This is a genomic window from Streptomyces sp. NPDC046261, from assembly GCF_040646235.1.
GTDB lineage: Bacteria > Actinomycetota > Actinomycetes > Streptomycetales > Streptomycetaceae > Streptomyces.
This window is the reverse complement of record NZ_JBEYZU010000032.1, coordinates 28,101-50,123: the sequence shown is the minus strand read 5'-3', so window position 1 is coordinate 50,123 and position 22,023 is coordinate 28,101. Positions and strand designations below refer to the sequence as shown.

19 protein-coding genes and 1 pseudogene are annotated in these 22,023 nt (G+C 72.2%); 19 read left to right on the top strand and 1 reads right to left on the bottom strand.

Annotation, left to right across the window (positions count from 1 at the left end; translation table 11 throughout):
• The first annotated feature begins 143 nt into the window (after positions 1-143).
• From ABZ956_RS29885 to ABZ956_RS29795, 19 genes and pseudogenes are all read left to right on the top strand, one after another.
• The gene (locus tag ABZ956_RS29885) at positions 144-1,295 is read left to right on the top strand and encodes a glycosyltransferase family 9 protein (protein ID WP_361900421.1); all 1,152 of its coding nucleotides are present in this window, start codon (positions 144-146) and stop codon (positions 1,293-1,295) included.
• Entirely contained in the window at positions 1,292-2,923 is a 1,632-nt protein-coding gene (locus ABZ956_RS29880) for a carbamoyltransferase C-terminal domain-containing protein (RefSeq protein ID WP_361900418.1), read from the top strand. Before ABZ956_RS29885 ends, ABZ956_RS29880 begins: the two co-directional genes overlap by 4 nt.
• Positions 2,920-3,192: a phosphopantetheine-binding protein gene (locus ABZ956_RS29875; RefSeq protein ID WP_361900415.1), complete on the top strand. Its 273-nt coding sequence runs from the start codon at positions 2,920-2,922 to the stop codon at positions 3,190-3,192. The genes ABZ956_RS29880 and ABZ956_RS29875 overlap by 4 nt, the downstream gene beginning before the upstream one ends.
• The gene (gene rfaE2 / locus ABZ956_RS29870; RefSeq protein ID WP_361900412.1) at positions 3,189-4,688 is read left to right on the top strand and encodes a D-glycero-beta-D-manno-heptose 1-phosphate adenylyltransferase; all 1,500 of its coding nucleotides are present in this window, start codon (positions 3,189-3,191) and stop codon (positions 4,686-4,688) included. Before ABZ956_RS29875 ends, rfaE2 begins: the two co-directional genes overlap by 4 nt.
• A complete protein-coding gene (locus ABZ956_RS29865) occupies positions 4,685-5,968 on the top strand; it encodes a coproporphyrinogen-III oxidase family protein (protein WP_361900409.1) in 1,284 nt (427 codons plus the stop codon). Before rfaE2 ends, ABZ956_RS29865 begins: the two co-directional genes overlap by 4 nt.
• Before the next feature lie 25 nt (positions 5,969-5,993).
• A complete protein-coding gene (locus ABZ956_RS29860) occupies positions 5,994-6,926 on the top strand; it encodes an aspartyl/asparaginyl beta-hydroxylase domain-containing protein (RefSeq protein ID WP_361900406.1) in 933 nt (310 codons plus the stop codon).
• Positions 6,927-7,059: 133 nt separating this feature from the next.
• Positions 7,060-7,428 carry a BLMA family bleomycin binding protein gene (gene ble, locus ABZ956_RS29855; RefSeq protein ID WP_361900403.1) on the top strand — a complete coding sequence of 123 codons (369 nt, stop codon included), beginning with the start codon at positions 7,060-7,062 and terminating at the stop codon, positions 7,426-7,428.
• An 85-nt stretch (positions 7,429-7,513) separates the two neighbouring features.
• Positions 7,514-8,119, top strand: coding sequence for an ankyrin repeat domain-containing protein (locus ABZ956_RS29850; RefSeq protein WP_361900400.1), 606 nt, complete (start codon positions 7,514-7,516; stop codon positions 8,117-8,119).
• The gene (locus ABZ956_RS29845) at positions 8,116-8,553 is read left to right on the top strand and encodes a DUF5990 family protein (protein WP_361900397.1); all 438 of its coding nucleotides are present in this window, start codon (positions 8,116-8,118) and stop codon (positions 8,551-8,553) included. The genes ABZ956_RS29850 and ABZ956_RS29845 overlap by 4 nt, the downstream gene beginning before the upstream one ends.
• A gap of 4 nt (positions 8,554-8,557) precedes the next feature.
• Positions 8,558-9,451: a GNAT family N-acetyltransferase gene (locus ABZ956_RS29840; protein ID WP_361900394.1), complete on the top strand. Its 894-nt coding sequence runs from the start codon at positions 8,558-8,560 to the stop codon at positions 9,449-9,451.
• A gap of 139 nt (positions 9,452-9,590) precedes the next feature.
• On the top strand, positions 9,591-10,571 hold the full coding sequence (locus ABZ956_RS29835; protein ID WP_361900391.1) for an arginine deiminase-related protein: 981 nt from the start codon (positions 9,591-9,593) through the stop codon (positions 10,569-10,571).
• Positions 10,520-12,136 (top strand): annotated as a pseudogene (locus ABZ956_RS29830) (ABC transporter ATP-binding protein); the annotation flags it as partial. The gene ABZ956_RS29835 and the pseudogene ABZ956_RS29830, both read left to right, overlap by 52 nt.
• Positions 12,137-12,484: 348 nt before the next feature.
• The gene (locus tag ABZ956_RS29825) at positions 12,485-13,543 is read left to right on the top strand and encodes an aldo/keto reductase (protein WP_361900424.1); all 1,059 of its coding nucleotides are present in this window, start codon (positions 12,485-12,487) and stop codon (positions 13,541-13,543) included.
• A gap of 293 nt (positions 13,544-13,836) precedes the next feature.
• A complete protein-coding gene (locus ABZ956_RS29820) occupies positions 13,837-14,559 on the top strand; it encodes a gamma-glutamyl-gamma-aminobutyrate hydrolase family protein (protein ID WP_361900389.1) in 723 nt (240 codons plus the stop codon).
• Positions 14,559-15,284 (top strand): GNAT family N-acetyltransferase, encoded by a 726-nt coding sequence (locus ABZ956_RS29815; RefSeq protein WP_361900386.1) that lies wholly within the window; start codon positions 14,559-14,561, stop codon positions 15,282-15,284. Before ABZ956_RS29820 ends, ABZ956_RS29815 begins: the two co-directional genes overlap by 1 nt.
• Before the next feature lie 49 nt (positions 15,285-15,333).
• A complete protein-coding gene (locus ABZ956_RS29810) occupies positions 15,334-17,175 on the top strand; it encodes an FAD-dependent oxidoreductase (RefSeq protein WP_361900383.1) in 1,842 nt (613 codons plus the stop codon).
• Positions 17,176-17,213: 38 nt separating this feature from the next.
• Positions 17,214-18,737, top strand: a complete 1,524-nt coding sequence (locus ABZ956_RS29805; protein WP_361900380.1) for an aminotransferase class I/II-fold pyridoxal phosphate-dependent enzyme — start codon at positions 17,214-17,216, stop codon at positions 18,735-18,737.
• Complete coding sequence (locus tag ABZ956_RS29800; RefSeq protein WP_361900377.1) at positions 18,730-19,680, top strand: DMT family transporter; 951 nt, start codon at positions 18,730-18,732, stop codon at positions 19,678-19,680. The genes ABZ956_RS29805 and ABZ956_RS29800 overlap by 8 nt, the downstream gene beginning before the upstream one ends.
• Before the next feature lie 380 nt (positions 19,681-20,060).
• Positions 20,061-21,434, top strand: coding sequence for a DUF2079 domain-containing protein (locus ABZ956_RS29795; protein WP_361900374.1), 1,374 nt, complete (start codon positions 20,061-20,063; stop codon positions 21,432-21,434).
• 18 nt (positions 21,435-21,452) lie between these two features.
• On the opposite strand, the gene ABZ956_RS29790 is transcribed toward ABZ956_RS29795, so the two are convergent.
• Positions 21,453-21,965: a secondary thiamine-phosphate synthase enzyme YjbQ gene (locus ABZ956_RS29790; RefSeq protein ID WP_361900371.1), complete on the bottom strand. Its 513-nt coding sequence runs from the start codon at positions 21,963-21,965 to the stop codon at positions 21,453-21,455.
• Positions 21,966-22,023: the final 58 nt, after the last annotated feature.

The following is a 22,023-nucleotide window of genomic DNA, read 5'->3' as shown; positions in this document are numbered from 1 at the left end:
TGCCGGTTCCGGGCAACCACTCAGCCTGTCCGGCGTTTGAGGACCGGGGGTCCGGGGGCGGAGCCCCCGGTTACGGGAAGGGGCGGGGCAGGGGAAAGAGCCACCCGTCACGACCACCCGGACCGCACGGAAGGGAGGGAAACATGGGCGCACCGAAGCCCGCTCGCATCTGCGTCTTCGCCCGCCTGCAAGGCCCCGGCCTCGGCGACCTCATCCAGCGCAACATCGGCCTCGCACTCATCCGCCGCGCCCACCCCGAAGCGGACGTCACCCTCGTCGTCGGCGAGGACCTCGCCACCCGCTTCCACGAAGCACTCACCCACCACACCTACGCCACCGACGTCCTGCCGTGCCCGGCCCGGGGCGAGAGCGACCCCCGGTGGCCCGGCTTCCTGCGCACCCTGGCCGAACGCCGCTTCCAGTGCTGCGTCGTCGACCCCGACAGCGTGGGACTGCACGCCGGGCACGCCCGCGCCGCCGGGATACCCGAGCGCATCGGGCTGCCCCGGCAACGGCCCGGCGACGAGCACATCACCCGCCCACTGCGGCTGCCGCCGCCCCTGTGGGGACGCCCCGACCTGTTCGACCACGCGACGGCACTGGCCGGCGCCCTGGGCCTGCCCGGCCCGCTGCGACCCGGCGAGGTCCTGCCCGAACTGCCCCGGCGGCCACCACCGGTACCCGGGGCCCGCCCGGCCCGGACCGTCGTCGCCGTGCATCCCGGCGGGGCACCCCACTGGAACCGCCGGTGGCCGCAGCGGTACTACGCCCGGCTGTGCGCCCGCCTGGTGACCCGGCGGGCGGCCGCCGTGTGCCTGCTGGGGGACGCGGCCGAGCGCGCCGAGCTGGAGCTCCTGCGCGACACCGTCCTCGGCGAGGCCCCCGAGGCCGCCACCGCCGTGCGCGTCGAGGCCGGCGCGGGCCTCGGCCACACCGTCGACCTGCTGGCCGAGGCGGACCTGCTGGTCGGCAACGACTCCGCCCTTGCGCACATCGCCGCCGCCGTCCGCACCCCCACCGTCGTCCTCTACGGCCCGACCGGCACCGAATTCCTGTGGACCAGGATCTACCCGCACCACCGCGGCGTGTCCCTGCGCCGGCCGTGCCAGAACCTGCTGCACGCCCCCGGCCGACTCGCCGACCGGCGCTGCGAGCACGACTGCGTGGCCGCCTACCGGGGCCCCGCGGGCCCGTACCCGCGGTGTCTGACCGAGCTCCCGGTGGAGCGGGTGTGGAGCGCGGTGACGGCCCAGCTGGCGAGCCCTCACCCCGCGACGATCAGGAGTACCCCATGAGCGCCGACCGACCCCCGGTGCGGACGATCCTCTCCGTCAACTTCAACCACGACGGCTCCGCCGTGCTGCTCCGGGCGGGCCGGGTCGCCGGCTACGTCACCACCGAGCGCTTCTCCCGCCTCAAGAAGCACCCCGGGCTGCGCGAGGAGGACCTCGACGAGCTGCTCGACCAGGCCGGGGCCGAACTGGCCGACGTCGACCACGTCATGCTCTGCAACCTGCACCTCATGGACTCGCCCGACGTGGCCCGGCTGCACGGCTCGGACCTCAAGGAGACCTGGCCGGAATTCTGGGTGAACCAGCGCCACGACGAGGTGAGCATCCGCGGCCGCCGCATCCCCTGCACCGTCAACCCCGACCACCACCTCATCCACGCCGCCACGGCCTACTACACCTCCCCCTACGACTCCTCGATGGCCGTGGCCATCGACCCCACGGGCTGCCGCGCCTTCGTGGGCCGGGGCAGCCGCCTCTACCCCCTGCGCCGCGATCTCGACGCGTGGTTCAACGCCAACATCGGCTACTGCTACGTCGCGGAGCTGATGTTCGGTTCCAGCATCATCGGAGCGGGAAAGGTCATGGGGCTCGCGCCCTACGGCAGGCCGGCGGACGGCGAACCCGAGGAGGAACTGCCCGACACCGTCCACGACTTCGCCTCGCTGGTGGCCCTCGCCGACTGTCACCCGCGCACCGTCGAGGTCGACGGGCGGCACCTCAACGCCACCCTCGCCCACTACATCCAGCTGGGCCTGGAGCGCCAGATGGCCGCGGTCTTCGCCGACCTCGGCCCCCTGTGCGCCCGCAACGGCATCGAGCCGAACATCTGCCTGTCCGGCGGCACCGCCCTCAACGCCATCGCCACCCAGCTCGCCTTCGAAAGCTCGCGGTTCGAGCGCATGCACTTCCACCCCGCCTGCGGCGACGACGGCACCGCGATCGGCGCGGCCCTGTGGCACTGGCACCACGTGCTGGGCAACCCCCGCCGCCACCACACCAACCCCGACCTGATGTACTCCGTGCGCGGCTACTCCGGGCACACCGTGCGACGGACCCTGGACGCCCACGCCCGGGAGCTGGTCGTGGAAGAGGTCGGCGACTACGTCGGCAAGGCCGCCGAACTGATCGCCGGCGGCGCCGTCATCGGCTGGTACGACGGCGCGAGCGAGGTCGGGCCGCGCGCGCTCGGCCACCGCAGCATCGTCGCCGACCCGCGCGACGCGGCCATGCGGGACCGGCTGAACTCCCGCGTCAAGTTCCGCGAACACTTCCGGCCCTTCGCGCCGTCCGTGCTCAACGAACGCGCCACCGAGTGGTTCGGGCTGTCCGACAGCCCCTTCATGCTGCGCGCGGCCCCCGTCCTCAAGGCGGGGGTGCCGGCCATCACCCACATCGACGGCACCTCCAGGATCCAGACGGTGACCCGCGCGGACGCCCCCGCCTTCTACGACCTCATCCACGCCTTCGAGGACCGGACAGGAATACCGATGGTGCTCAACACCAGCCTGAACACCAAGGGCGAGCCGATCGTGGAGACCCCGCAGGACGCCGTCCGCACCCTGCTGGCCTCCCGACTCGACTACCTGGTGATGCCCGGAGTCATCATCAGCGGCCGGGCGGCACACGCATGACCGGGGGACGGGGCCGGCGGGGCAGGCGCCGCGCGCTGGAACGTGAGATCACCGCGATCTGGGCCGAGACCCTCGGCCGGGACAGCGTCGGACCGCACGAGAGCTTCGTCGAGCTGGGCGGCAACTCCATCCACGCCATGAAGATCATCAGCCGGGTGGAGGAACTCATCGACGCCGAGCTGTCCATCCGGGTGCTGCTCGAGACCCGCACCGTGGCCGGGATGACGGACCACGTCGACCGGATGCTGGCAGAGGAGCACGACGCGTGAACACCGACCTGCCCGGCCTCCTCGACCGCATCGCCGGACAGCGCGTCCTGGTCATCGGCGACGCCATCCTCGACACCTATGTGTGGGGCGCCACCTCCGGGCTGTGCCGCGAGTCGCCCGTGCCCGCCGTCAGCCTTACCTCCGTGCGCCACCAGTGCGGGGGGGCCGCCAACGTCGCCGTGAACCTGCGGGCGCTGGGGGCCGAGCCCGTACTGCTCTCCGCCGTGGGCGAGGACCCGGCCGCCCGCCGGCTGCGCGAGGCCCTGCGCACGGAAGGCGTCGGCACCGACGGGGTACCGGGCCACCCCGCCCGCACCACCGTGACCAAACGCCGGGTCATGGCCGACGGACAGATGCTGCTGCGCCTCGACGAGGGCGCCGAGCAGCCCCTGACCCCGGCCGACGGCAGCCTGACCGCGCTGACCGCACGCGCCGAGGACCTCCTGCCCACCGTCGACGCCGTGATCGTCTCCGACTACGGCTACGGCGTGTGCGCAGCGGAGACGGCCGCCTGGCTCGCCACGCGCCGCGACCGGTGCCCGCCGACCCTGGTGGTCGACTCCCGGTGGCCCGCCCGCTTCGCCGCGCTGCGGGCCAGCGCCGTCAAACCCAACTACGACGAAGCCCTGCGGCTCCTCGACGACCCCGGCACCCCGCCCGGCCCCGCCCGGGCCGACCGGCTCGCCCTCCTCGGCGACAAACTCCTGCGCCTGACCGGAGCCGACCGCGTCGCCCTCACCCTGGACGCCGACGGATCGATGCTCTTCGAGCACCACCGGCCCCCACTGCGCACCTACGCCCGCGGCGACCGGGCGACGACGAGCACGACCGTCGGCGCGGGCGACACGTTCACCGCGGCCCTGACCCTCGCCCTCGCGGCGGGCGCGGACTCCTCGGCCGCCGCGGAACTCGCGGCCGCCGCCGCGAGCACGGTCGTCGGCACCCCCGGCACCAGCAGGTGCGACGCCGGCGAACTGCGCCGCCTCTTCGGCGGCACCGGCAAGGTCCGGCCCACCGGCTCGCTGCCCGACTGGCTGCTCGACACCGCCGGCCGAGGCCGCCGGGTCGTGTTCACCAACGGCTGCTTCGACCTCCTGCACGGCGGCCACGTCTCCTGCCTGAGCCGGGCGAAGGAACTGGGCGACCTGCTGGTGGTCGGAGTCAACTCCGACGCCTGCGTGCGCCGGCTCAAAGGAGCCCAGCGGCCGGTGATCCCCCTGGCCGAACGCATGCGGGTGCTCGCCGCGCTCAGCTGCGTGGACCTGGTCGTGCCCTTCGACGAGGACAGCCCCCTCGCACTGATCGAGGCCCTGCGCCCCGAGGTCTACGTCAAGGGCGGGGACTACACCCGCGCGACCCTGCCCGAAGCGCCGCTGGTGGAACGGCTCGGCGGCACCGTCCACCTGATGCCCACCGTCGCCGACACCTCGACGACCGACATCATCCGGCGCATCCACGCCATGTCACCACCCGGCGGCGAGGGAGGGACCCGATGAGCCCGACGAGCACAGCGATGGGGCCACGCCGGCTCCTCGACGCGATCGGCGAAGCACTGGACGGAGAACGCGAGCCGAAACTCGCCCTCTACGTCCACGTGCCGTTCTGCTCCTCCAAATGCCACTTCTGCGACTGGGTCACCGACATCCCCGTCAGCAGGCTCCGCAGCACCGGCGAGGAACGCTCCCCCTACGTCAAGGCCCTGTGCGACCAGATCCGCTTCTACGGCCCCCAGCTGACCCGGCTCGGCTACCGCCCCGAGGTCATGTACTGGGGCGGCGGCACGCCCACCCGGCTCACCGGAGCGGAGATGACGGCCGTCCACCGGGCGCTGGACGAGGCGTTCGACCTGTCCGGGCTGCGGCAGTGGTCGGTGGAGACCACCCCCAACGACCTCGACCCCGCCACCCTCGACGTCATGCGCGGCCTCGGCGTCTCCCGGGTCAGCGTCGGCGTGCAGTCGCTCAACCCGTACCAGCTGCGCAAGGCCGGCCGGGCCCACTCCAGGGAACAGGCCCTGGCGGCCCTGCCCATGCTCCGCCGCGCCGGCATCGACGAGTTCAACGTGGACCTGATCTCCAGCTTCCCCGGCGAGGCCAGGGAATCCTTCGAGGAGACCCTGCGCACCGTCCTCACGCTCGACCCGCCGCACGTGTCGGTCTACCCCTACCGCGCCACCCCCAGGACCGTCATGGCGATGCAGCTCGACCGCGCGCTGACCGAGGCCCAGGACCGGCACAGCATGATCGACGCCTACGAGCTGGCCATGGACGTGCTCGGCGAGGCCGGCTACCACGAGTACTGCCACGGCTATTGGGTGCGTGAGGCCCGCCACGAGGACCAGGACGGCAACTACAAGTACGACCTGGCCGGCGACAAGATCGGCTTCGGCAGCGGCGCCGAATCCATCATCGGGCACCACCTGCTGTGGAACGAGAACAGCAAGTACGCCCAGTACCTGCTCGCCCCCCGGGACTTCACCCACGCCCACCGGTTCACCACCGACGAACCGGACCGGCTGACGGCCCCCATCGGCGGCGCCCTGATGACCAGGGAAGGAGTCGACTACGCCCGCTTCCGCAGGCTGACCGGACTGGACTTCGCGGACGTACGGGCCACCCCGTACGTCACCCGCTGGTTCGACCTCCTGGAGCGCTGCGGCGGCCGGTTCGTCGAGACCGGCCACAGCCTCCGCCTGGAACGGTCCTCCATCCACCGCGCCTACATCACCCACCTCGCCCACACCATGGCCCATGGCCTGGCGCCCGAACGCGCCTGAGGCGCGCGGCCCACAGGAGCTGCCCATGACCCACCCCGCCCCCCGCAGGTCCCAGGACGTGCGCACCCGCTACACCGAGCTGATCAACGCCCTGCAAGCCGAGGGCGACCACGACGCGGCGCGCCGCTGCGCCGCGCTCGCCGTGGAGCAGGGGGTGTGGCGCCACCCCGCGCAGCGCCCCGTGCACTACCTCCCCTCGATCCCCCCGCGACCGGTGTACGACCCGTCCGCGTTCTGGTTCACCGCCCACCTCCAGGAGAACCACGCGGCGATCCGCGCGGAGCTGGACGCGGTCACCGACCCGGCGGGCCAGGGCTTCCTGCCGGTCGAGGAGCCGCTGCTGGGCAAGGGCCGGTGGGAGCAGGTCACCTTCTACGAGGCGGGCCACCGCTTCGACGACGCCTGCGCACGGTTCCCGGTCACCGCCGCGGTCATCGAGGGCATCCCCGAGGCCGCGCACGCGGGCAGCGGCGTCGCCACCCTCTCCTGGCTGTACCCGGGGACGCACATCGTGCCGCACTGCGGCGGCACCAACGCCCGGCTGCGGGTGCACCTGGGACTGAAGGTGCCCGAGGGGCCCGTCATGCGGGTCGGGGAGGAGTGGCTGCACTGGGAGGAGGGCAGGTGCCTCGTCTTCGACGACTCCTTCGAGCACGAGGTCCGGCACGAGGGCACCGAGCCCCGCGTCGTGCTGCTCCTGGACGTCACCCACCCCGCCCTCGACGAGCACACCCGGGACGCGATCCTGGCGGACCGCGCGTCCTTCGAGGAGCGCGTCGTCGGCTTTATGCGGCGGCAGGGTATCGGCCGGGTGGAAATCGACGACGACGCGGTCAGGCTCTTCGCGGACCGCAGCACCGCGAGCCTGATCCACCGTCATCTGCGTGAAGTCGGGGCATCCGCAGTCGAGTTGCGTGACGGTCGCTTATGCTACGATGAAAAAATTCTCCACACATAACAGAGCGTGACTTTCCGTGCCGTGTGCAGCATTCATGTCCCGGGATGTGCCGGAGCCGGAGAAGCTTGAATTCCTGATAAGTGGAAGACGATTTCCCACCCGTACGTCAGAGAAATTCCGAAAAGGATCCGTCATGGTGAAATTCACGGGTGCCATCCCGGTGCTGACCGCCCTCGACGTGCCGGCCGACGTCGCCTTCTGGGTCGGCACGCTGGGCTTCGAGGAGGACTTCGCGGACGAGGGCTTCGCGGGCATCCACCGCGGCGATGTGCAGCTCTTCATCAGCCGGACCGAACACCAGGTCGTCGCGGACAACACCTCCGCGTGGGTGGAGGTCGTGGGCCTCGACGAACTGCACGAGGAGTGGTCACGGGTGGTCTCCACCGACTACGCGGACGCCTCCGGCCCGGCCATGACCAAGGTAACGGATTCCCCCGCGGGCCGCGAGTTCGCGGTGCGCGACCCGGCCGGGAACTGCGTCCACTTCGCCGCCGAGCACTGAGCGGCGCCGAGCCGGCACACCGCGCACGCGACCGTCCGCGTACCCCGTCCGGACGGCACCGGAGAAAGACGGAGAGGAATCAGGCATGGGAGACAGCGCGACGGCCCCGGCGCCCGTCGAAGCGGCCAGGAACGGCGACCTGGAGGCCCTCCACGCGGCGGTCGCCGCCGGGGCGGACCTGTCCGCCCGGGACGAGGACGACTGGAGCGCCCTGGACTGGGCGGCCGGCCGGGGCGACGTCGAGGCCGTACGAGCCCTGCTGGCGGCCGGGGCGGCGCCCGGCGCGGTGGGACGGGAGGCGCGCACGCCCTACGAGATCGCCCTGGCGGCCGGCCACCTCGACGCCGCGCGGGAGCTGCGCGCCGCCGAGGACGCCGCGAGCGGCACCGGCCCGGCGCCGCGCCGCACCTGGGAACCGTACTGCCGCGCCTACCCGGTGGCGGAGCTCGCCCGCTACCCCGCATGGGAGGAGCGCGGAGACAGCGCCCAAGAGGACCCAGAGGACCAGGAGGAGGGGCTGGAGGAGGACGGCGCGGCCACGGTGTTCTACCTCCACCACGACCTCACCGTCACCCGGTCCATCTGGCACGGGGAAGACATCGTGTTCGACGCGGTGACACCGGAGTGGGAGCGGTTCTGCCGCGAAGACCTCGGCTTCGCCGCCCCCGACGACTTCGACCTGGTGCCATGACGGCGGCCGGCGACGACAGGACCCTCCGCATCCTCCTCACCCTCCCCGCACCGCCCCGCGACGCCGGGACCACCGGTGACGTCGGACTGCAGGACAAGTCCGGCGAGCTGCTGCCCGGCCGGGTGCTGCCCGACGCGACGACGCGCTACGAAGTCGACGTGAAGCTCCGCGCGGCGGGCGCCGGCAAGGGCGCCGGCGGCGAAGCCCTCGACTTCTCCGGCCCCTTCGTCCACGGCACGCGCGGCGCCCGGTTCCTGTACCTGAGCACGCGCGACCCGCACGGCCCCGGCTGGGCCCGCCGCTGCAAGATCATGCTGCCGGGGAGCGCACCCGCCGACGGCCACAGCCTCGCGGCGACCGTGACCGACACGAGCACCAGCCGCGCCCGGCTCTCCGCCGACGGCTGGACCGTGGGGAAGCGGCCCGGTGGCTGACGACATGCGAGCACACGACACGACGCTGCGCACGGCCCGGCTGACCCTGACGCCGCTGGACCCCGCCGCCGACGCCGGGCAGCTGCACCGCGCGTACGGCGACGGGGAAGTGATGCGCTGGTGGACCAGACCGGTCTGCGCCGACGTCGCCGACACCGAGCGCCACCTCGCCTCCTGCGCCGGGCGGAGCGGCGCCCGGCTGTGGACGGTCCGGACGGCCGACGGCGAGGCCCTCGGCATGGCGGGGCTCCTGGGCGAGGTCGAGGTGCCGGGGCTGACCTGGCTGCTGCGCAAGGACGCCTGGGGCCGGGGCTACGCCACGGAGGCGGCGACGGCCGTCGTCGGCCACGCCCTCGGCGACCTCGGCCTGGACCGGGTCGAGGCGTGGGTCGAAGCCGCCAACCACCGCTCCCTGGCCGTGGCCGCGCGGGCGGGCCTGAGCGAACGCGCCCGCATCGCCCAGCACTACGCCCACCGCGACGGCCCCCACGAGGCCGTCGTCCTGGGCAGGCCACGCGAGGAGGAGCCCAGGACGACCCTGGGCGTCATCGCCGAACTGCCCGTGCGGGACGTCGCCGCCACTCTCGCCCTGCTGGGCGCCGCGCTCGGCGCCCGCACCGGCTTCGCGATCGGCGAGCCGCCGGAGTTCGCCGAGGTCGCCCTGACGCCGTGGAGCGCCGGGCCCCGGTTCCGTCTCGCGGCCGTCGGCCGCCGGCAGCGGGTGAGCCCGGTGCGGCTCCACCTCGACGTCGCCACCGCGGCCGGCCCCCTGCACCGCCGGGCCGTCGCCGCCGGGGCCCGGGTCGACGGGGAGCCGACGCGCCAACCGTGGGGGCGGACGGAATTCGTCATCACGCTCCCAGAGGGCCATGAGCTGACCGTCTCCGCCCCTGCCTGAGCGACGGCATCCCCGCCCGCGCGGGGCGTTCTCCGACCAGTACCGACCGAGGATCCGTGCGCCGCGATCCGGTTCCCGCACGGGAACCGGCCGCCCAGCGGCGTTCAACCGTCCGCGTGCCGATCAAGGAGACACACCCATGTCCAACGTGGCCCGTCCGGCCGAATCGTCCAGCGAGCCCTGGGAGCGGCTGAGCGAGCGCCCCGCCAACCCCAGCCAGCTGGGGCGGCCGGCCTTCCTGATGAACCCGCCGTTCTCCTACTCCTGCGAGGTCGCCAACAACGTCTGGATGGAGGACCTGACCGACGAGGACCGGGTCCCGGACGCGCAACGGGCGTTCGTGCAGTTCTTCGACCTCTACAACTACGTGGCCTCCGAGGCCCTGGTGACCCTCCTGCCGACGCCACGGACGACCGGGCTCCAGGACCTGGTCTTCACGGCGAACCTCGGCATCGTGCTGGAACACCTCGAGGACCGGAACACCGTCGTCATCTCCCGCTTCACCTCACCGCCCCGGCAGGCGGAGACCCCCGTGGGCAGGGACTTCTTCCGGGCCATGGGCTACGACACGCACATACCGCAGGCCCGCTTCGAAGGGGAGGCGGAACTGAAGTACCTCCGGGGAAACGTTTATGTGGGCGGCTACGGCCAGCGCTCCGACCCCGAGGCGTACACCTGGATGGAACGCACCTTCGACATGCAGGTCGTCAAGCTCCGGATGACCGATCCCCGCATGTACCACCTGGACTGCACCGTCTTCCCGCTCACCCCGGAACAGACGCTGGTGTGCACCTCGCTCTACGACCAGGCCGAGATCCGCGAGCTCGAGAAGCACACGGAGATCATCGACGTCGACGAGGACGACGCCTACACCGGCATCTGCAATTCGGTGCGGCTCGACAACGTCATCCTCAACTCCTCGCACATCCACGACCTCAAGGCGGGGACGGAGGAATACGACAGCGAGATCCGCAAGAACCGGAAACTGGAGGACGTCGCCTCCCGGCTCGCCTTCGAGGTCTCCTACTTCAACCTGTCCGAGTACCACAAGGGCGGCGCCCTGCTGTCGTGCATGATGATGCACCTCAACCGCTTCTCCTACGCCTTCCCCCTGCTGTGACGGTTCAGGAGACGGGCGACGCGGACGCGGAGCCCGCCGGGGCGGACGCGGCGGGCGGGCGGTGGCAGAACGCGGCCGTCCTGTGGTCGTTCGCCCGCCCGCACCGCCGCCGGCTCCTGCTGGGACTGCTGCTCGGGCTGGGCACCACCCTGGCCCAGCTGGCCACCCCCCTGGTCACCAAGGACATCCTGGACGGACTGGGGACCAAGGCCCCCGTCGGCCCGTCGATCACCCTGCTCGTCGGCCTGCTGGTGGCCGGCACGGGCTGTGCGCTCATCCAGTGGATCATGCTCGGTGCCCTGGCCGAACACATCGTGCTGGAGGCCCGCAGCGCCATGGTCCGACGGCTGCTGCGCGCCCGGGTCGGCGTGCTCGCCGGGCGCTCCAGCGGTGAACTCGTCACCGGCGTCACCTCCGACACCCTGCTGCTTCGGGAGGCGGCCGCCACCTCGGTCGTCGACCTCATCAACGCCGTCGTCCTGCTCACCGGGTCGCTGGTGCTCATGGGCACCCTCGACTGGGTCCTGCTGGCCACCACACTCGGCGCCCTCGCCGTCATCGGGCTGGTGATCGCCCTGCTGATGCCGCCCCTGGCGGCCGCCCAGCGCCAGGCCCAGGCCGCCGTCGGCCGTCTGGGCGGCGTACTGGAAGGCTCCCTGCGCGCCATCCGCACGGTCAAGGCCGCCCGGGCGGAGGGCAGACAGTGCGACCGGGTGCTCGCCGAGGCACGCGAATCGACCCGGCAGAGCATCAGAGCCGTCCGCTTCGAGGCCGTCGCCTGGACGGTGGCGGCCGGAGGCATCCACATCGCCATCCTCGTCGTCCTCGCGCTGGGCGCGTGGCGGGTGACCGAGGGAGCGCTCCCCGTGTCGAGCCTCGTCGCCTTCCTCCTCTACGCCTTCCAGATCCTGGACCCGGTCAGCGGACTGACCCACACGGTCACCGAACTCCAGGCGGGCATGGCGGCCTCGGCACGCATCCGCGACGTACAGCGCATCGAGGCCGAACCGCTGCCCGCGTCACCGACGACGGCCCCCCTGCCCAGGCCCAGGACCGCCTCCGGCGCGCCCTCCGTCCCCGTCGTCGCCTTCCGGGAGGTGACCGCCCGTCACCGACCGGACGGCCCGCCGGCCCTGGACGGCGTCACCTTCAGCGTCCCGCGCCGCGGCCACACCGCCATCGTCGGCCCGTCCGGGGCGGGCAAGACCACCGTCTTCTCCCTCATACTGGGCTTCCTGCACCCCCAGCACGGCGAGCTCACCCTCGACGGAGTGCCCTACCCCCGGTGGACCCTGGACGACATCCGCGCCCGGATGGCCTACGTCGAACAGGACGCCCCCCTGCTGCCGGGAACCCTGCGCGAGAACCTGCTCTGCCGGCACCCGGCGGCCGACGACGACACGCTCTGGACGGCCCTGCGCGCCGTACGGCTCGAGGAGAGGGCACGGGAACTGCCGGACGGCCTCGACACGGTGCTGTCGGGACCGGCCGTCTCCGGTGGCGAACGCCAGCGGATAGCCCTGGCCCGCGCCCTCGTCGGCGACCCCGAGATCCTCCTGCTCGACGAGGCCACCGCCCAGCTGGACGGCCTGACGGAGATCGCGGTACGCGAGGTCGTCCACCGGGTCGCGGACCGCGGAGCCGTCCTCACCATCGCCCACCGGCTCTCCACCGTCACCGACGCCGACCAGATCCTCGTCCTGGACCGCGGCCGCCTGCGCGCCCTGGGCACCCACGCCCAGCTCCTCGGCGAGGACGGGCTCTACCGCGACCTGGTGGCCGCCCTGCGCATCGGCCCGGCGGCCACCGGCGGGAAGCCGGGCGACACGGACCCCGGTGACGCCACGTCGCTTGCGCTGGAGCGCACTCCAGCCCGTACCGTCGCAGGCACCACCCCGACCGAAGGGAACACCGTGCGATACACACTGTTCGGCAGGACCGGCCTGCGGATCAGCGAGCTGAGCCTGGGCGCCATGACCATCGGCGAGGACTGGGGCTGGGGCGCCGCCAAGGACACGAGCGGGCGGATCCTCGACGCCTACGCGGACGCGGGCGGCAACTTCATCGACACCGCCAACAACTACACCGACGGCAGCTCGGAGACCATCCTCGGCGAACTGCTCCACGGCCGCAGGGACCGGTTCGTCCTGGCCAGCAAGTACAGCTGCGCCACCCGCGAGGGCGATGTGAACGCGGCCGGCAACCACCGCAAGAACCTCGTGCAGTCGGTGGAGGCGAGCCTCGGCCGGCTGCGCACCGACCGCCTCGACGTGCTGTGGGTGCACGCGCGGGACAACTTCACACCGGTCGAGGAGGTCATGCGGGCCCTGGACGACCTCGTCCGCACCGGCAAGGTGCTCTACATCGGGGTCTCCGACTGGCCCGCCTGGGAGATCGCACAGGCGAACACCCTCGCCGAGCTCCGCGGGTGGACCTCGTTCGCGGGCTCGCAACTGCGCTACAACCTCCTGGACCGGACGCCGGAGCGTGAACTGCTGCCGCAGGCCCGCGCCTTCGACCTGGCGGTGCTGGCCTGGAGCCCCCTCGCCGCCGGCAAACTCACCGGCAAGTACCGGCGCGGCGAAACGGGCAGGCTCGACACCGAGGGCTGGGACAGCGGCACGGACCGCCGCGAGGACGAGATCATCACCGCGGTGCTGGAGATCGCCGAACAAGGCGGCTGGAGCCCGGCCCAGGTGGCGCTGGCATGGCTGCGGAGCCGGCCCGGCAACGTCGTCCCGATCATCGCCGCCACCAAGGAGAGCCAGCTGGCGGACAACCTCGCCGGCCTCGGGGTCGAGCTCGACGCCGCCGCCGTCGCACGGCTCGACGAGGTGAGCGCGGTGCCGCTCGGCTTCCCCCACGACTTCCTGCGGGAGCCGGGCATCACCGAGAACGTCTACGGCGACCGCTGGGCCGCCATCGAGGACCGCCGCTCCACCCACCGCCGCACGACCGACCGGATCCTCTAGGGGGCCGTTCGACTGCTTCGCCGCAGGAGGCGCGACGAAGGCCGCACAAAGCAATGATCGAACTGTTGCGGCACCGCAGAAGCTTCGCCTAGTGTGACAACTCGCTGCAAGATCGCCTGATTTGAGAAGCCATCTGCCGCACCGGGTGGGGACGCCGTTCGAACGGACCCGCCGGTGCACGCCGGCAGAGCTCACTGTTCCAGGGGGATTCGAGACATGCGCACCACTTGGCACCGGGGACGCCGCAGCGCCCTCTCCTTACGGCGTCCGGCCTTCCCCTGCCCGCCGCGGTCATGACCCCGCGGATCGGCATCACCACGCGCTACCGCAAAGCCCTGCGCAGCTACAGCGTCCACGAGGGGTACGTCGACGAAGTCGTCCGGGCCGGGGGCCTTCCCGTCCTCATTCCCTTCGGCGACGCGTCCCGCTGCGATGACGTCCTGCGATCCGTGGACGGCCTCATGCTCACCGGCGGCGAGGACATGGACCCCTCGCGCTACGGCGGCGCCGAACGGCAGGACGGCTACGACTACTTCCCGGACCGCGACGACTTCGAGCTCGCCCTCGCCCGGAAGGCCCTCGACGCCGGCGTTCCGACGCTCGGCATCTGCCGCGGCTGCCAGGTCCTCCACGTCGCCGCCGGCCACACCCTCATCCCGCACATACCCGACGTCCTGGGGGACCTCGTCGCCCACCGCACCTCGGTGACCGAGACCTCGGAGCACTTCGTCACGCTGACGCGGGGAAGCCGCGTCCGGGACGCCTACGCGCAGCCGTCCCTGCTGGTCACCTCCTACCACCACCAGGGCCTGGAGTTCGCCGAGGGCGCCGACGCACGCTGGCGCGCGACAGCGCGTGCCGACGACTCGCTCGTCGAGGCGATCGAGTACACGGGCGACACCTGGGCCGTCGGCGTGCTGTGGCACCCCGAGCTGCCGGTGAAGGGGGAGAAGAGGGAGAACGGGACGGGCGACCCGCTGATCTCCGCGTTCGTCACCGCCGCCGGAGCCGCGTGATGTTCACCGTCGAACGCCTGGGTCCGCAGGCCCTCGGGCTCCTCCTCGACCTGCAGGAGCGCATTCATGCCGCCCTGCCCGACGGGAGCGTGTTCCAGCGCAGCTCCGCGGACTTCCTCTCGTATTGCCTGGCGGAGGGCGGGCGCTGCTACGCGGTCCGGCACCGCGGCGAGACGGTCGCCTACCGAGTCGTCTACTTTCCCCGGGACCGTGAATTCAACCTGGCGAAGGACGTTCCGCTGCCCGCGGAGGAATACGCCCGCGTCGCCCACTGGGACACGATCGCGGTCCTGCCCCGGTGGCGCGGCCACCGGCTGTCCGCCCTCATGAACGCCCGGGCCCTCTCCGACCTGCGCGAGACGGGGATCCGGCACCTCTTCGCCACCAGCTCGCCCAGGAACCCGCACGGTGTCCGGTCGCTGATCGCGGCGGGATTCCGTCCCGTCCGTCTCGTCGTGAAGTTCGGCGGAAACCAGAGATTCCTGTTCTACCGGCCTTTCCCCGGCGGCTGGGAGCCCGCGGGGGACGACGCACCGGACGACGCGCAGGACCACACCGGCGGAAAGCTCCTGCCGCTGTCCGCCACCGGCGATCTCGAAGCCGCTTTCGGGAGCGGCTGGATCGGCACGGACCTCCACATGGGCGTCGCGAACGCGACGAACGGCACGGACGGCACCGCCCCCCGGCTGCGGATGCGCCGCCGTTCCCTCCCCTTCGGCACCTGACCCTTCTCGTCGCTGCACCGCGCCAGCGGACACAGGGAGCGCTTCCACCATGAAGATTTTGCTGACCACGGCCGACCCGGACCTTCAGACCTCCGACTTCCTGCGGCCGGGAAACGTGATCCACGCGCCGGGCCTCCACGACGGGCCGGACGAGGACCTGATCGACGCCCTCATCCTCCACGGCGCCACGGCGCTGATCACCCCGCGCCGGCCGGCCGATGCCGTGCTCCGGCTGTGGTCCAAGAGCCTCAAGGGTCCGAAGTTCCTCGCTTACGCGGCCACCCCCGCCGAGCCGGCCGGCCCGGTGGACAGCGGGACGGAGGACATGGACGGCACGGACGGCATCAGCGCGTACCGGTACGACGGCCCCGGCCTGGAGCCGACCGGCGAGGCCCTGCGCCGCTGCGAGCGGTGGTTCACCCACCACAGGCCGACGGCCCCCCTCCTCGTCGAGGAGGGACGGCGCGACGTCGTCCTCATCGGCGCCGGCATCGTCAACCTGATCACGGCGGTTCACCTGGCGGACCACGGATACCGGGTCACGGTCGCCGACCGGTCACCCGCGCCGGGCAGCGCCGACTGGCGGCGGTACGGCTGCACCCACGCCGGTGACGACGCCCGGATGTTCACCCTCACCGAGATGGACAGCTACAACAACCGCGATCCGCACACGGTCGGCCCCGGATACTTCCGGGCACCCGTGGAGGAAGCGGGCTGGCTGGCCGCGGACCGCCGCACCGCCCCGGGCGAGGAGCGGGCGTGGATCGAGGAGTTCGAGAGGATCCCCTCCTGGCTCGCCCGCTCCTACAACGCCGACGTCTTCGCCTTCAACGCCGAGGCCCACGACGGCTGGCAGCACCTGCGCCACCACCACCCCGGCCTGTTCGAGGACGTCGTCCTCACGGACGGCATCCTGCGCCTCTACAGCGACCGCGCCCACCTCCGGGCGGCGGTGGCACGCCACCGGGCGCTGGGCGTCGACGTACGCGAGCTCACACCCGGCGGCGTCGCCCGTCACTTCCCCGGCCTCGTCCAGCCGATGCGCACCGGAGTCCTGGTCGGCGGCTTCACCGTGCCGGGCTTCACCCTCAACGTCCACAAGTTCTCCGCCAGGATCATCGGCCACCTCCGGGAGAGGGGCGCCACCTTCCTGTGGAACACCCCCGTCACCGGGGTCCGGAGGGACGCCTGCGGGCGGGTCGTGGCCTTCGACTGCCCGGCGCGGCTGCCCGCGGGCGCCCACGTCATCGCCTCGCCCGGCGTCCACGGCAAGGCTCTTGTCGAGGGATCCCCCTGCGAAGGGCGGATCCACGGCGTGCTCGGCGGCTGGATACGGATGAGCAACGAGACCGTCCGTCTGAAGAACTCGCTCAAGGTGGCCCGGAAGGGACACGTCACCGAGGACGCGAACGTCACCGTCGCCGTGGACGCCGACGGCCGGGACATCCTGATCGTCGGCTCCGGCTACGGCTACACCGGAGCCGACCCGAACGCCGTGGACGACCGGCAGCTGGAGGCGATGAAACGCGGCATCCTCGACACCGTCGAGCGGCTCTTCCCCGGCCGCGAGCCCCTCACCGGCTCCTCGCACCCCGCCGAGAACTACGCGTTCAAGTACTGCGTCCGGCCCTGGACGGCGACCTCGCTCGGCATCTACCACGCCGAACCGACCCAGGACGGCGGGCTCTTCGTCATCAACGGCGGCCACAACACCGGCGGCTTCGCCCAGGCGCCCGCCATCGCCCACGCCGTCCTCGCCTCGCTCCAGGGCCGGCCGCACCCCATGCACCGGCTCTACCGCCCGGACCGCTTCACGGGATTCGCCGATGGTGACGGCGTGGCCGGCCCGCCCGAGAAGGAACCCGTCACGCGACAGCTGAGCGCCAACTGAGCGTCACCCGTACCACTCGCGACAGTTCAGGATCGAGAATGTCAGTGGACAACACCACGCCACCGGACCGCACCGCGCCCCTCGCGCCTGCCGGAGCAACGGTTCCCCCTCTGGAGCCCGCGGACTGGGAGGAGTTCCGGGCGCTGGGCAAGCGGATCATCGACGACACGGTCGACTACCTCGCGGGCCTGCGCGAGCGGCCCGTCTGGCAGCCCGTGCCCGACGAGGCCCGCGCCGCGCTGGGCCGGGGCCTGCCCGAGCACCCCACGCCGATGGCTGCCGTCTACGACGAATTCCGCTCGACGGTCATGCCCTACCCGCGCGGCAACATCCACCCGCGGTTCTGGGGCTGGGTCAACGGCTCGGGCCTGCCCGTCGCGGCCTACGCCGACCTCCTCGCGTCCGTGATGAACTGCACGCTCGGCTCCGGCGAGAACGCCGCCATGATGGTCGAGGAACAGGTCATCGAGTGGCTCAAACAAGTCTTCGACTGGCCGGCGGAGGGCTCGGGGATCCTCACCAGCGGCTGCTCGATGGGCCAGATCGTCGCCCTCGCCGCCGCCCGCCAGGCCGGGGCCGGGCGGTGGGACATCCGGCACGACGGCGCCGGGGCCGCCCCGCGGCTCACCGTCTACGGCTCCACGGAAACCCATCACTCGTTCGAGAAAGCGGTCGAGCTGCTCGGGATCGGGACGGCCTTCTTCCGTGCCATTCCGGTCGACGGGGACTTCCGGATCGACGTCGCCGCCCTGCGGCGGGCGATCCGCGAGGACCGCGCGGCGGGATTCCACCCCCTCTGCCTCGTCGGGAACATCGGAACGGTCAACACCGGTGCCATCGACCCCCTCGACGAGCTCGTCACCGTCGCCCGCGAGGAGGGCCTGTGGCTCCACCTCGACGGCGCCTTCGGAGCGTTCGCCTACCTCCTGCCCACCCACCGCGGCACGCTGGCCGGCATGAGGGAAGCGGACTCCCTCGTCTTCGACCTCCACAAGTGGTTCTACATGCCGTTCGACGTGAGCTGCGTCCTGGTCCGGCGGCCCGGCATCCTCGAGGAGACGTTCGGCTCAAACGCCGACTACATCAGCAGGACGACCAGCGGCCCCGCCGCGTACCCCGTCGCCTTCTCCGACCGCGGCATCGAGCAGTCCCGGCGCTTCCGGGCCCTCAAGGTCTGGTTCGCGCTCAAGACCCACGGCATCCACGCCTTCGCGCGGTCCATCGCCGGCAACATCGACCAGGTCGCCCACCTCACCCGCCTGGTCGACGCGGCGCCCCGGCTCGAGACCGTCTCCCGCAGCGACCTCAACGTCGTGTGCTTCCGCTACGTCCTGCCGGACGCGGGGACCGACGAGCTGAACGCCGTGAACCAGGAGATCCTGACGCGTCTGCAGGTCGGCGGGCTCGCCGTCCCCTCGCACACGATCATCGACGGTACATTCGTCATCCGGGTCGCCAACACCAATCACCGGACGGTCAAGGACGACATGGACTTCCTCGTCGATCAGGTCGTCTCGATCGGCGACGAGCTGGCCGGGAACCGGGCGGGTACCGGTGCTTAGCGCCCGCGCCTACTCGGTGGGCCTGCCGGCCGCCCTCGCCGCCACGGCGCTGTGGGGCTTCACCTTCCTCGGACCCGCCGCCGTCGAACCCGTCAACATCTACTACCTCGTGGTGGGCAGGTACGCGGTCTTCGGCGTCATCTCCCTGGCGGTCCTGCTGAGCAACCTCGGCAGACTGCGGGCGCTCGGCACGGCGAACGTCCTGAAAGCGATGCACCTGGGCGTCGTGGGCTACATCGGGTTCTACCTCCTGCTGTCGATGTCCGCCTCGATCGGCGGCGGCGTGCTCGCCTCGACCCTGACCGGGCTGATCCCCGCGATGGTCGCGCTCGTCTCCAACTCGATGGAGAAGGCGCTGCGGTGGCGCAGACTGCTGCTGCCGGTCGTCATCATGTCCTGCGGCCTGGTACTGGTCAGCGGGGACATCACCTCGGTCTGGTCCGACGGCCGGGGACGGGACGCCCTCATCGGGACGGCCCTGGGCGTCGCGGCGTGCCTGGCGTGGTCCTACTTCGTCATCGTCAACGGAGTCATCCTCAAGCGGGCCAGGACACCCGTCGACAACAGGGTCTGGACCGCGAGCATCGGATTCGGCGCGTTCTGCGCCTCGCTCCTCCTGCTGCCCCTGGCCCGGGCGGGAGAGGGCCCCTCGCCGTTCTCGGACGGTGCCACGTTCTGGTCCTTCCTGGCCTGGTGCACCGCGCTGGCCCTGCTGGGGTCCTGGTGCGCCACCTGGTTCTGGAACATCGCGACGAAACACCTGCCGACGACGATGATGGGCCCCATCATCGGCATGGAAGCGGTGTTCGGAGTGGTCTTCAACCTGATGTGGGAGGGGCGCACGCCCGCCTTCCATGAGCTGTGGGGCGGGCTGCTCGTCGTCTCCGGCGTCTTCCTGTGCGCCTACATGTTCAACCGGGCCCGGCTGGCGGCCACGGGCTGAGTCGGCGGCACGGACGGCGGTTCGAGCGTCGTGCTGGCGTACCCAGTGGCCCTCTTGGCGCCCGGGGCGGGCATGCGTACCGTCACCGGTGGTGCGTCCGCGGTCCCACGGACGGCGCAACGCGGATCGCCGTGCTGCCACCTCACGGTGAGGATGGGAGCGGAGTGGTCGGCCCGGGCGCCCGGGCCCGGCGACGTGGGCGCGGGCCGCGCAGGGGTCCGGGCGTCCGCGCGGCTCGCCGGAGGCGTCCCCTTCCCCCGAAAGGCGGCGGTGTGCCCCTTTTCCCGATCGCGCTTCGTGCCGCGTTCCGGCGCCCGGAGACCACCTCCGCGCCGGCTACAAGCCCGGACGCGGCGCGGGGCCGGTGCGGGACGGCGTGGGTGACCTGGGGCCTGGCGGCGCTGCTGTGCGCGGTGTACGCGACGGCGTCGGTGCGCCGGCACCAGCGGATGCAGACCACCGGCTACGACCTGGGCATCTTCGAGCAGGTCGTCCGCTCCTACGCGCACGGTCACCTGCCGGTCGTCGAGCTGAAGGGACCGGGCTACGCGGAGCTCGGGGACCACTTCTCCCCGATCCTGGCGACCCTGGCGCCCTTCTACCGGCTGTGGCCCTCGCCCCTGGTGCTGCTGCTGGCCCAGGCCGCCCTGCTGGCGGTCGCGGTGGTGCCCCTGACCCGGTGGGCGCGCCGGGATCTGGGAGCCGGGGCCGCGTGGGTCGTGGGGCTGGGCTACGGCGCGTCCTGGGGGATCGCCTCCGCCGTGGGCTTCGACTTCCACGAGGTGTGCTTCGCCGTGCCGCTGCTGGCGTTCTCGCTGACGGCGCTCGGGCAGGGCCGGCTGGTCCCGGCGGCCGCGTGGGCGCTGCCCCTGCTGCTGGTCAAGGAGGACCTGGGGCTGACCGTGGTGGTGATCGGCGTCCTGATCGCCCGGCGCGGCCGGCTCCGGCTGGGGCTGGGCACCGCGGTCGCCGGGATGGCCGGCACCGCCCTGGAGATCCTGGTGGCCATCCCCGCCCTCAGCGACGACGGCCACTACTCCTACTGGGAGAAGCTGCCGGAGTCCACCGGCTCCACCGCCTCCTCTCTGCCCGCGCTGCTGTACCGGGGAACGGTCGGCCTGGTAGCGATGCCCGAGCCCAAGGCCGTCACCCTGATCCTGTTGTTCGCCCCCACCGCGTTCCTCGCCCTGCGCTCCGCGCTCGCGTGGACGGTCGTGCCCACGCTCGCCTGGCGCTTCGCCTCCGACAATCCGCTGTACTGGGGGACCGGCTTCCAGTACAGCGCGGTGCTGATGCCGATCGTCTTCGCCGCCTATCTGGACGCCCTCACCCAGCGGCCGGCGGTCGATCCGCGGACCCGGCGGCACTCGCTGATCGTCACCGGGGCGGTCACCGCGCTGCTGGTGCCGCAGTTCCCGCTCTTCCAGCTCGCCCTGCCCGCCACTTGGCGCACCGCCGCCCGGGTCGCCGTCGCCCACCGGGTCATGAGCCTCATACCCGACGGGGCGACGGTCGCCGCCTCCAACCATCTGGCTCCCCAGCTGGCCGCCCGTACCACGGTCTCCGCGTTCGGCATGAACGGCAGCCGGCCCGACCCGCAGTGGGTCATCGTGGACACCAGGACGTCCCAGGGCTGGCCCATGTCCGGGGTCGAGCAGGGCCGGCTGCTGCCCGGCCTGCGCGCCCAGGGCTACCGCGTCGCCGCCGACACAGCGGGCTACGTGCTCCTGCGGCGCACGTCCGGCGCGCCGTAGCGGTGTGCGACGGGGCGCTCAGTCGTGGACGCGGGCGAGCAGTTCCCGGGTGCGGGGACCGTCGAACTCCGCCAGGAGGACCGCCTGCCACCGGCCGAGGTGGAGCGCCCCGGCAGTGATGGGGATGCTCAGCTCGGGGTGGGTGCTCACGATGGCGCGGGCGTGGGAGTGGCCGTTGTCGCGTTCGCCGTGGACCAGCCGCTCGGCGGGGGTGCGCGTGGTGTCGTGGGCGTAAGGGTGGTGGGCGCTGTGCGGGGCGAGGCGTTCCAGGAGGTCGCGCAGGTCCGACTCCAGCCCCGGATCGCGTTCGTTGACGATCAGACCGCAGGTGGTGTGGCCGCAGTACAGGTGCAGGGTGCCTTCCGCGACGCCCGACTCCTCGGTCAACTGACGCAACTCCCCGGTCAGGTCGACGATGCCGTCGGGTCCGCCGACGGTGACGGTGATCCGGGCCGAGAGGGCGATCGAGCTGCCTTCCGGGCGGGCGTCGCGTGAGGTCACCTCGACGCGGGGGCCCGAGACGGTGGTCATGGCGCCTCCAAGAGCGTGCGTTTCCACTGGGACCGAGCGCACCCTGAACGCTGACAGC

Bases quoted from the DNA above. Each gene is read 5' to 3' on its own strand.
- ABZ956_RS29885 (WP_361900421.1), top strand. From the start codon at position 144: ATGGGCGCACCGAAGCCCGCTCGCATCTGCGTCTTCGCCCGCCTGCAA.
- ABZ956_RS29880 (WP_361900418.1), top strand. From the start codon at position 1,292: ATGAGCGCCGACCGACCCCCGGTGCGGACGATCCTCTCCGTCAACTTC.
- ABZ956_RS29875 (WP_361900415.1), top strand. From the start codon at position 2,920: ATGACCGGGGGACGGGGCCGGCGGGGCAGGCGCCGCGCGCTGGAACGT.
- ABZ956_RS29865 (WP_361900409.1), top strand. From the start codon at position 4,685: ATGAGCCCGACGAGCACAGCGATGGGGCCACGCCGGCTCCTCGACGCG.
- ABZ956_RS29860 (WP_361900406.1), top strand. From the start codon at position 5,994: ATGACCCACCCCGCCCCCCGCAGGTCCCAGGACGTGCGCACCCGCTAC.
- ble (WP_361900403.1), top strand. From the start codon at position 7,060: ATGGTGAAATTCACGGGTGCCATCCCGGTGCTGACCGCCCTCGACGTG.
- ABZ956_RS29850 (WP_361900400.1), top strand. From the start codon at position 7,514: ATGGGAGACAGCGCGACGGCCCCGGCGCCCGTCGAAGCGGCCAGGAAC.
- ABZ956_RS29845 (WP_361900397.1), top strand. From the start codon at position 8,116: ATGACGGCGGCCGGCGACGACAGGACCCTCCGCATCCTCCTCACCCTC.
- ABZ956_RS29840 (WP_361900394.1), top strand. From the start codon at position 8,558: ATGCGAGCACACGACACGACGCTGCGCACGGCCCGGCTGACCCTGACG.
- ABZ956_RS29835 (WP_361900391.1), top strand. From the start codon at position 9,591: ATGTCCAACGTGGCCCGTCCGGCCGAATCGTCCAGCGAGCCCTGGGAG.
- ABZ956_RS29820 (WP_361900389.1), top strand. From the start codon at position 13,837: ATGACCCCGCGGATCGGCATCACCACGCGCTACCGCAAAGCCCTGCGC.
- ABZ956_RS29815 (WP_361900386.1), top strand. From the start codon at position 14,559: ATGTTCACCGTCGAACGCCTGGGTCCGCAGGCCCTCGGGCTCCTCCTC.
- ABZ956_RS29810 (WP_361900383.1), top strand. From the start codon at position 15,334: ATGAAGATTTTGCTGACCACGGCCGACCCGGACCTTCAGACCTCCGAC.
- ABZ956_RS29805 (WP_361900380.1), top strand. From the start codon at position 17,214: ATGTCAGTGGACAACACCACGCCACCGGACCGCACCGCGCCCCTCGCG.
- ABZ956_RS29790 (WP_361900371.1), bottom strand. From the start codon at position 21,965: ATGACCACCGTCTCGGGCCCCCGCGTCGAGGTGACCTCACGCGACGCC.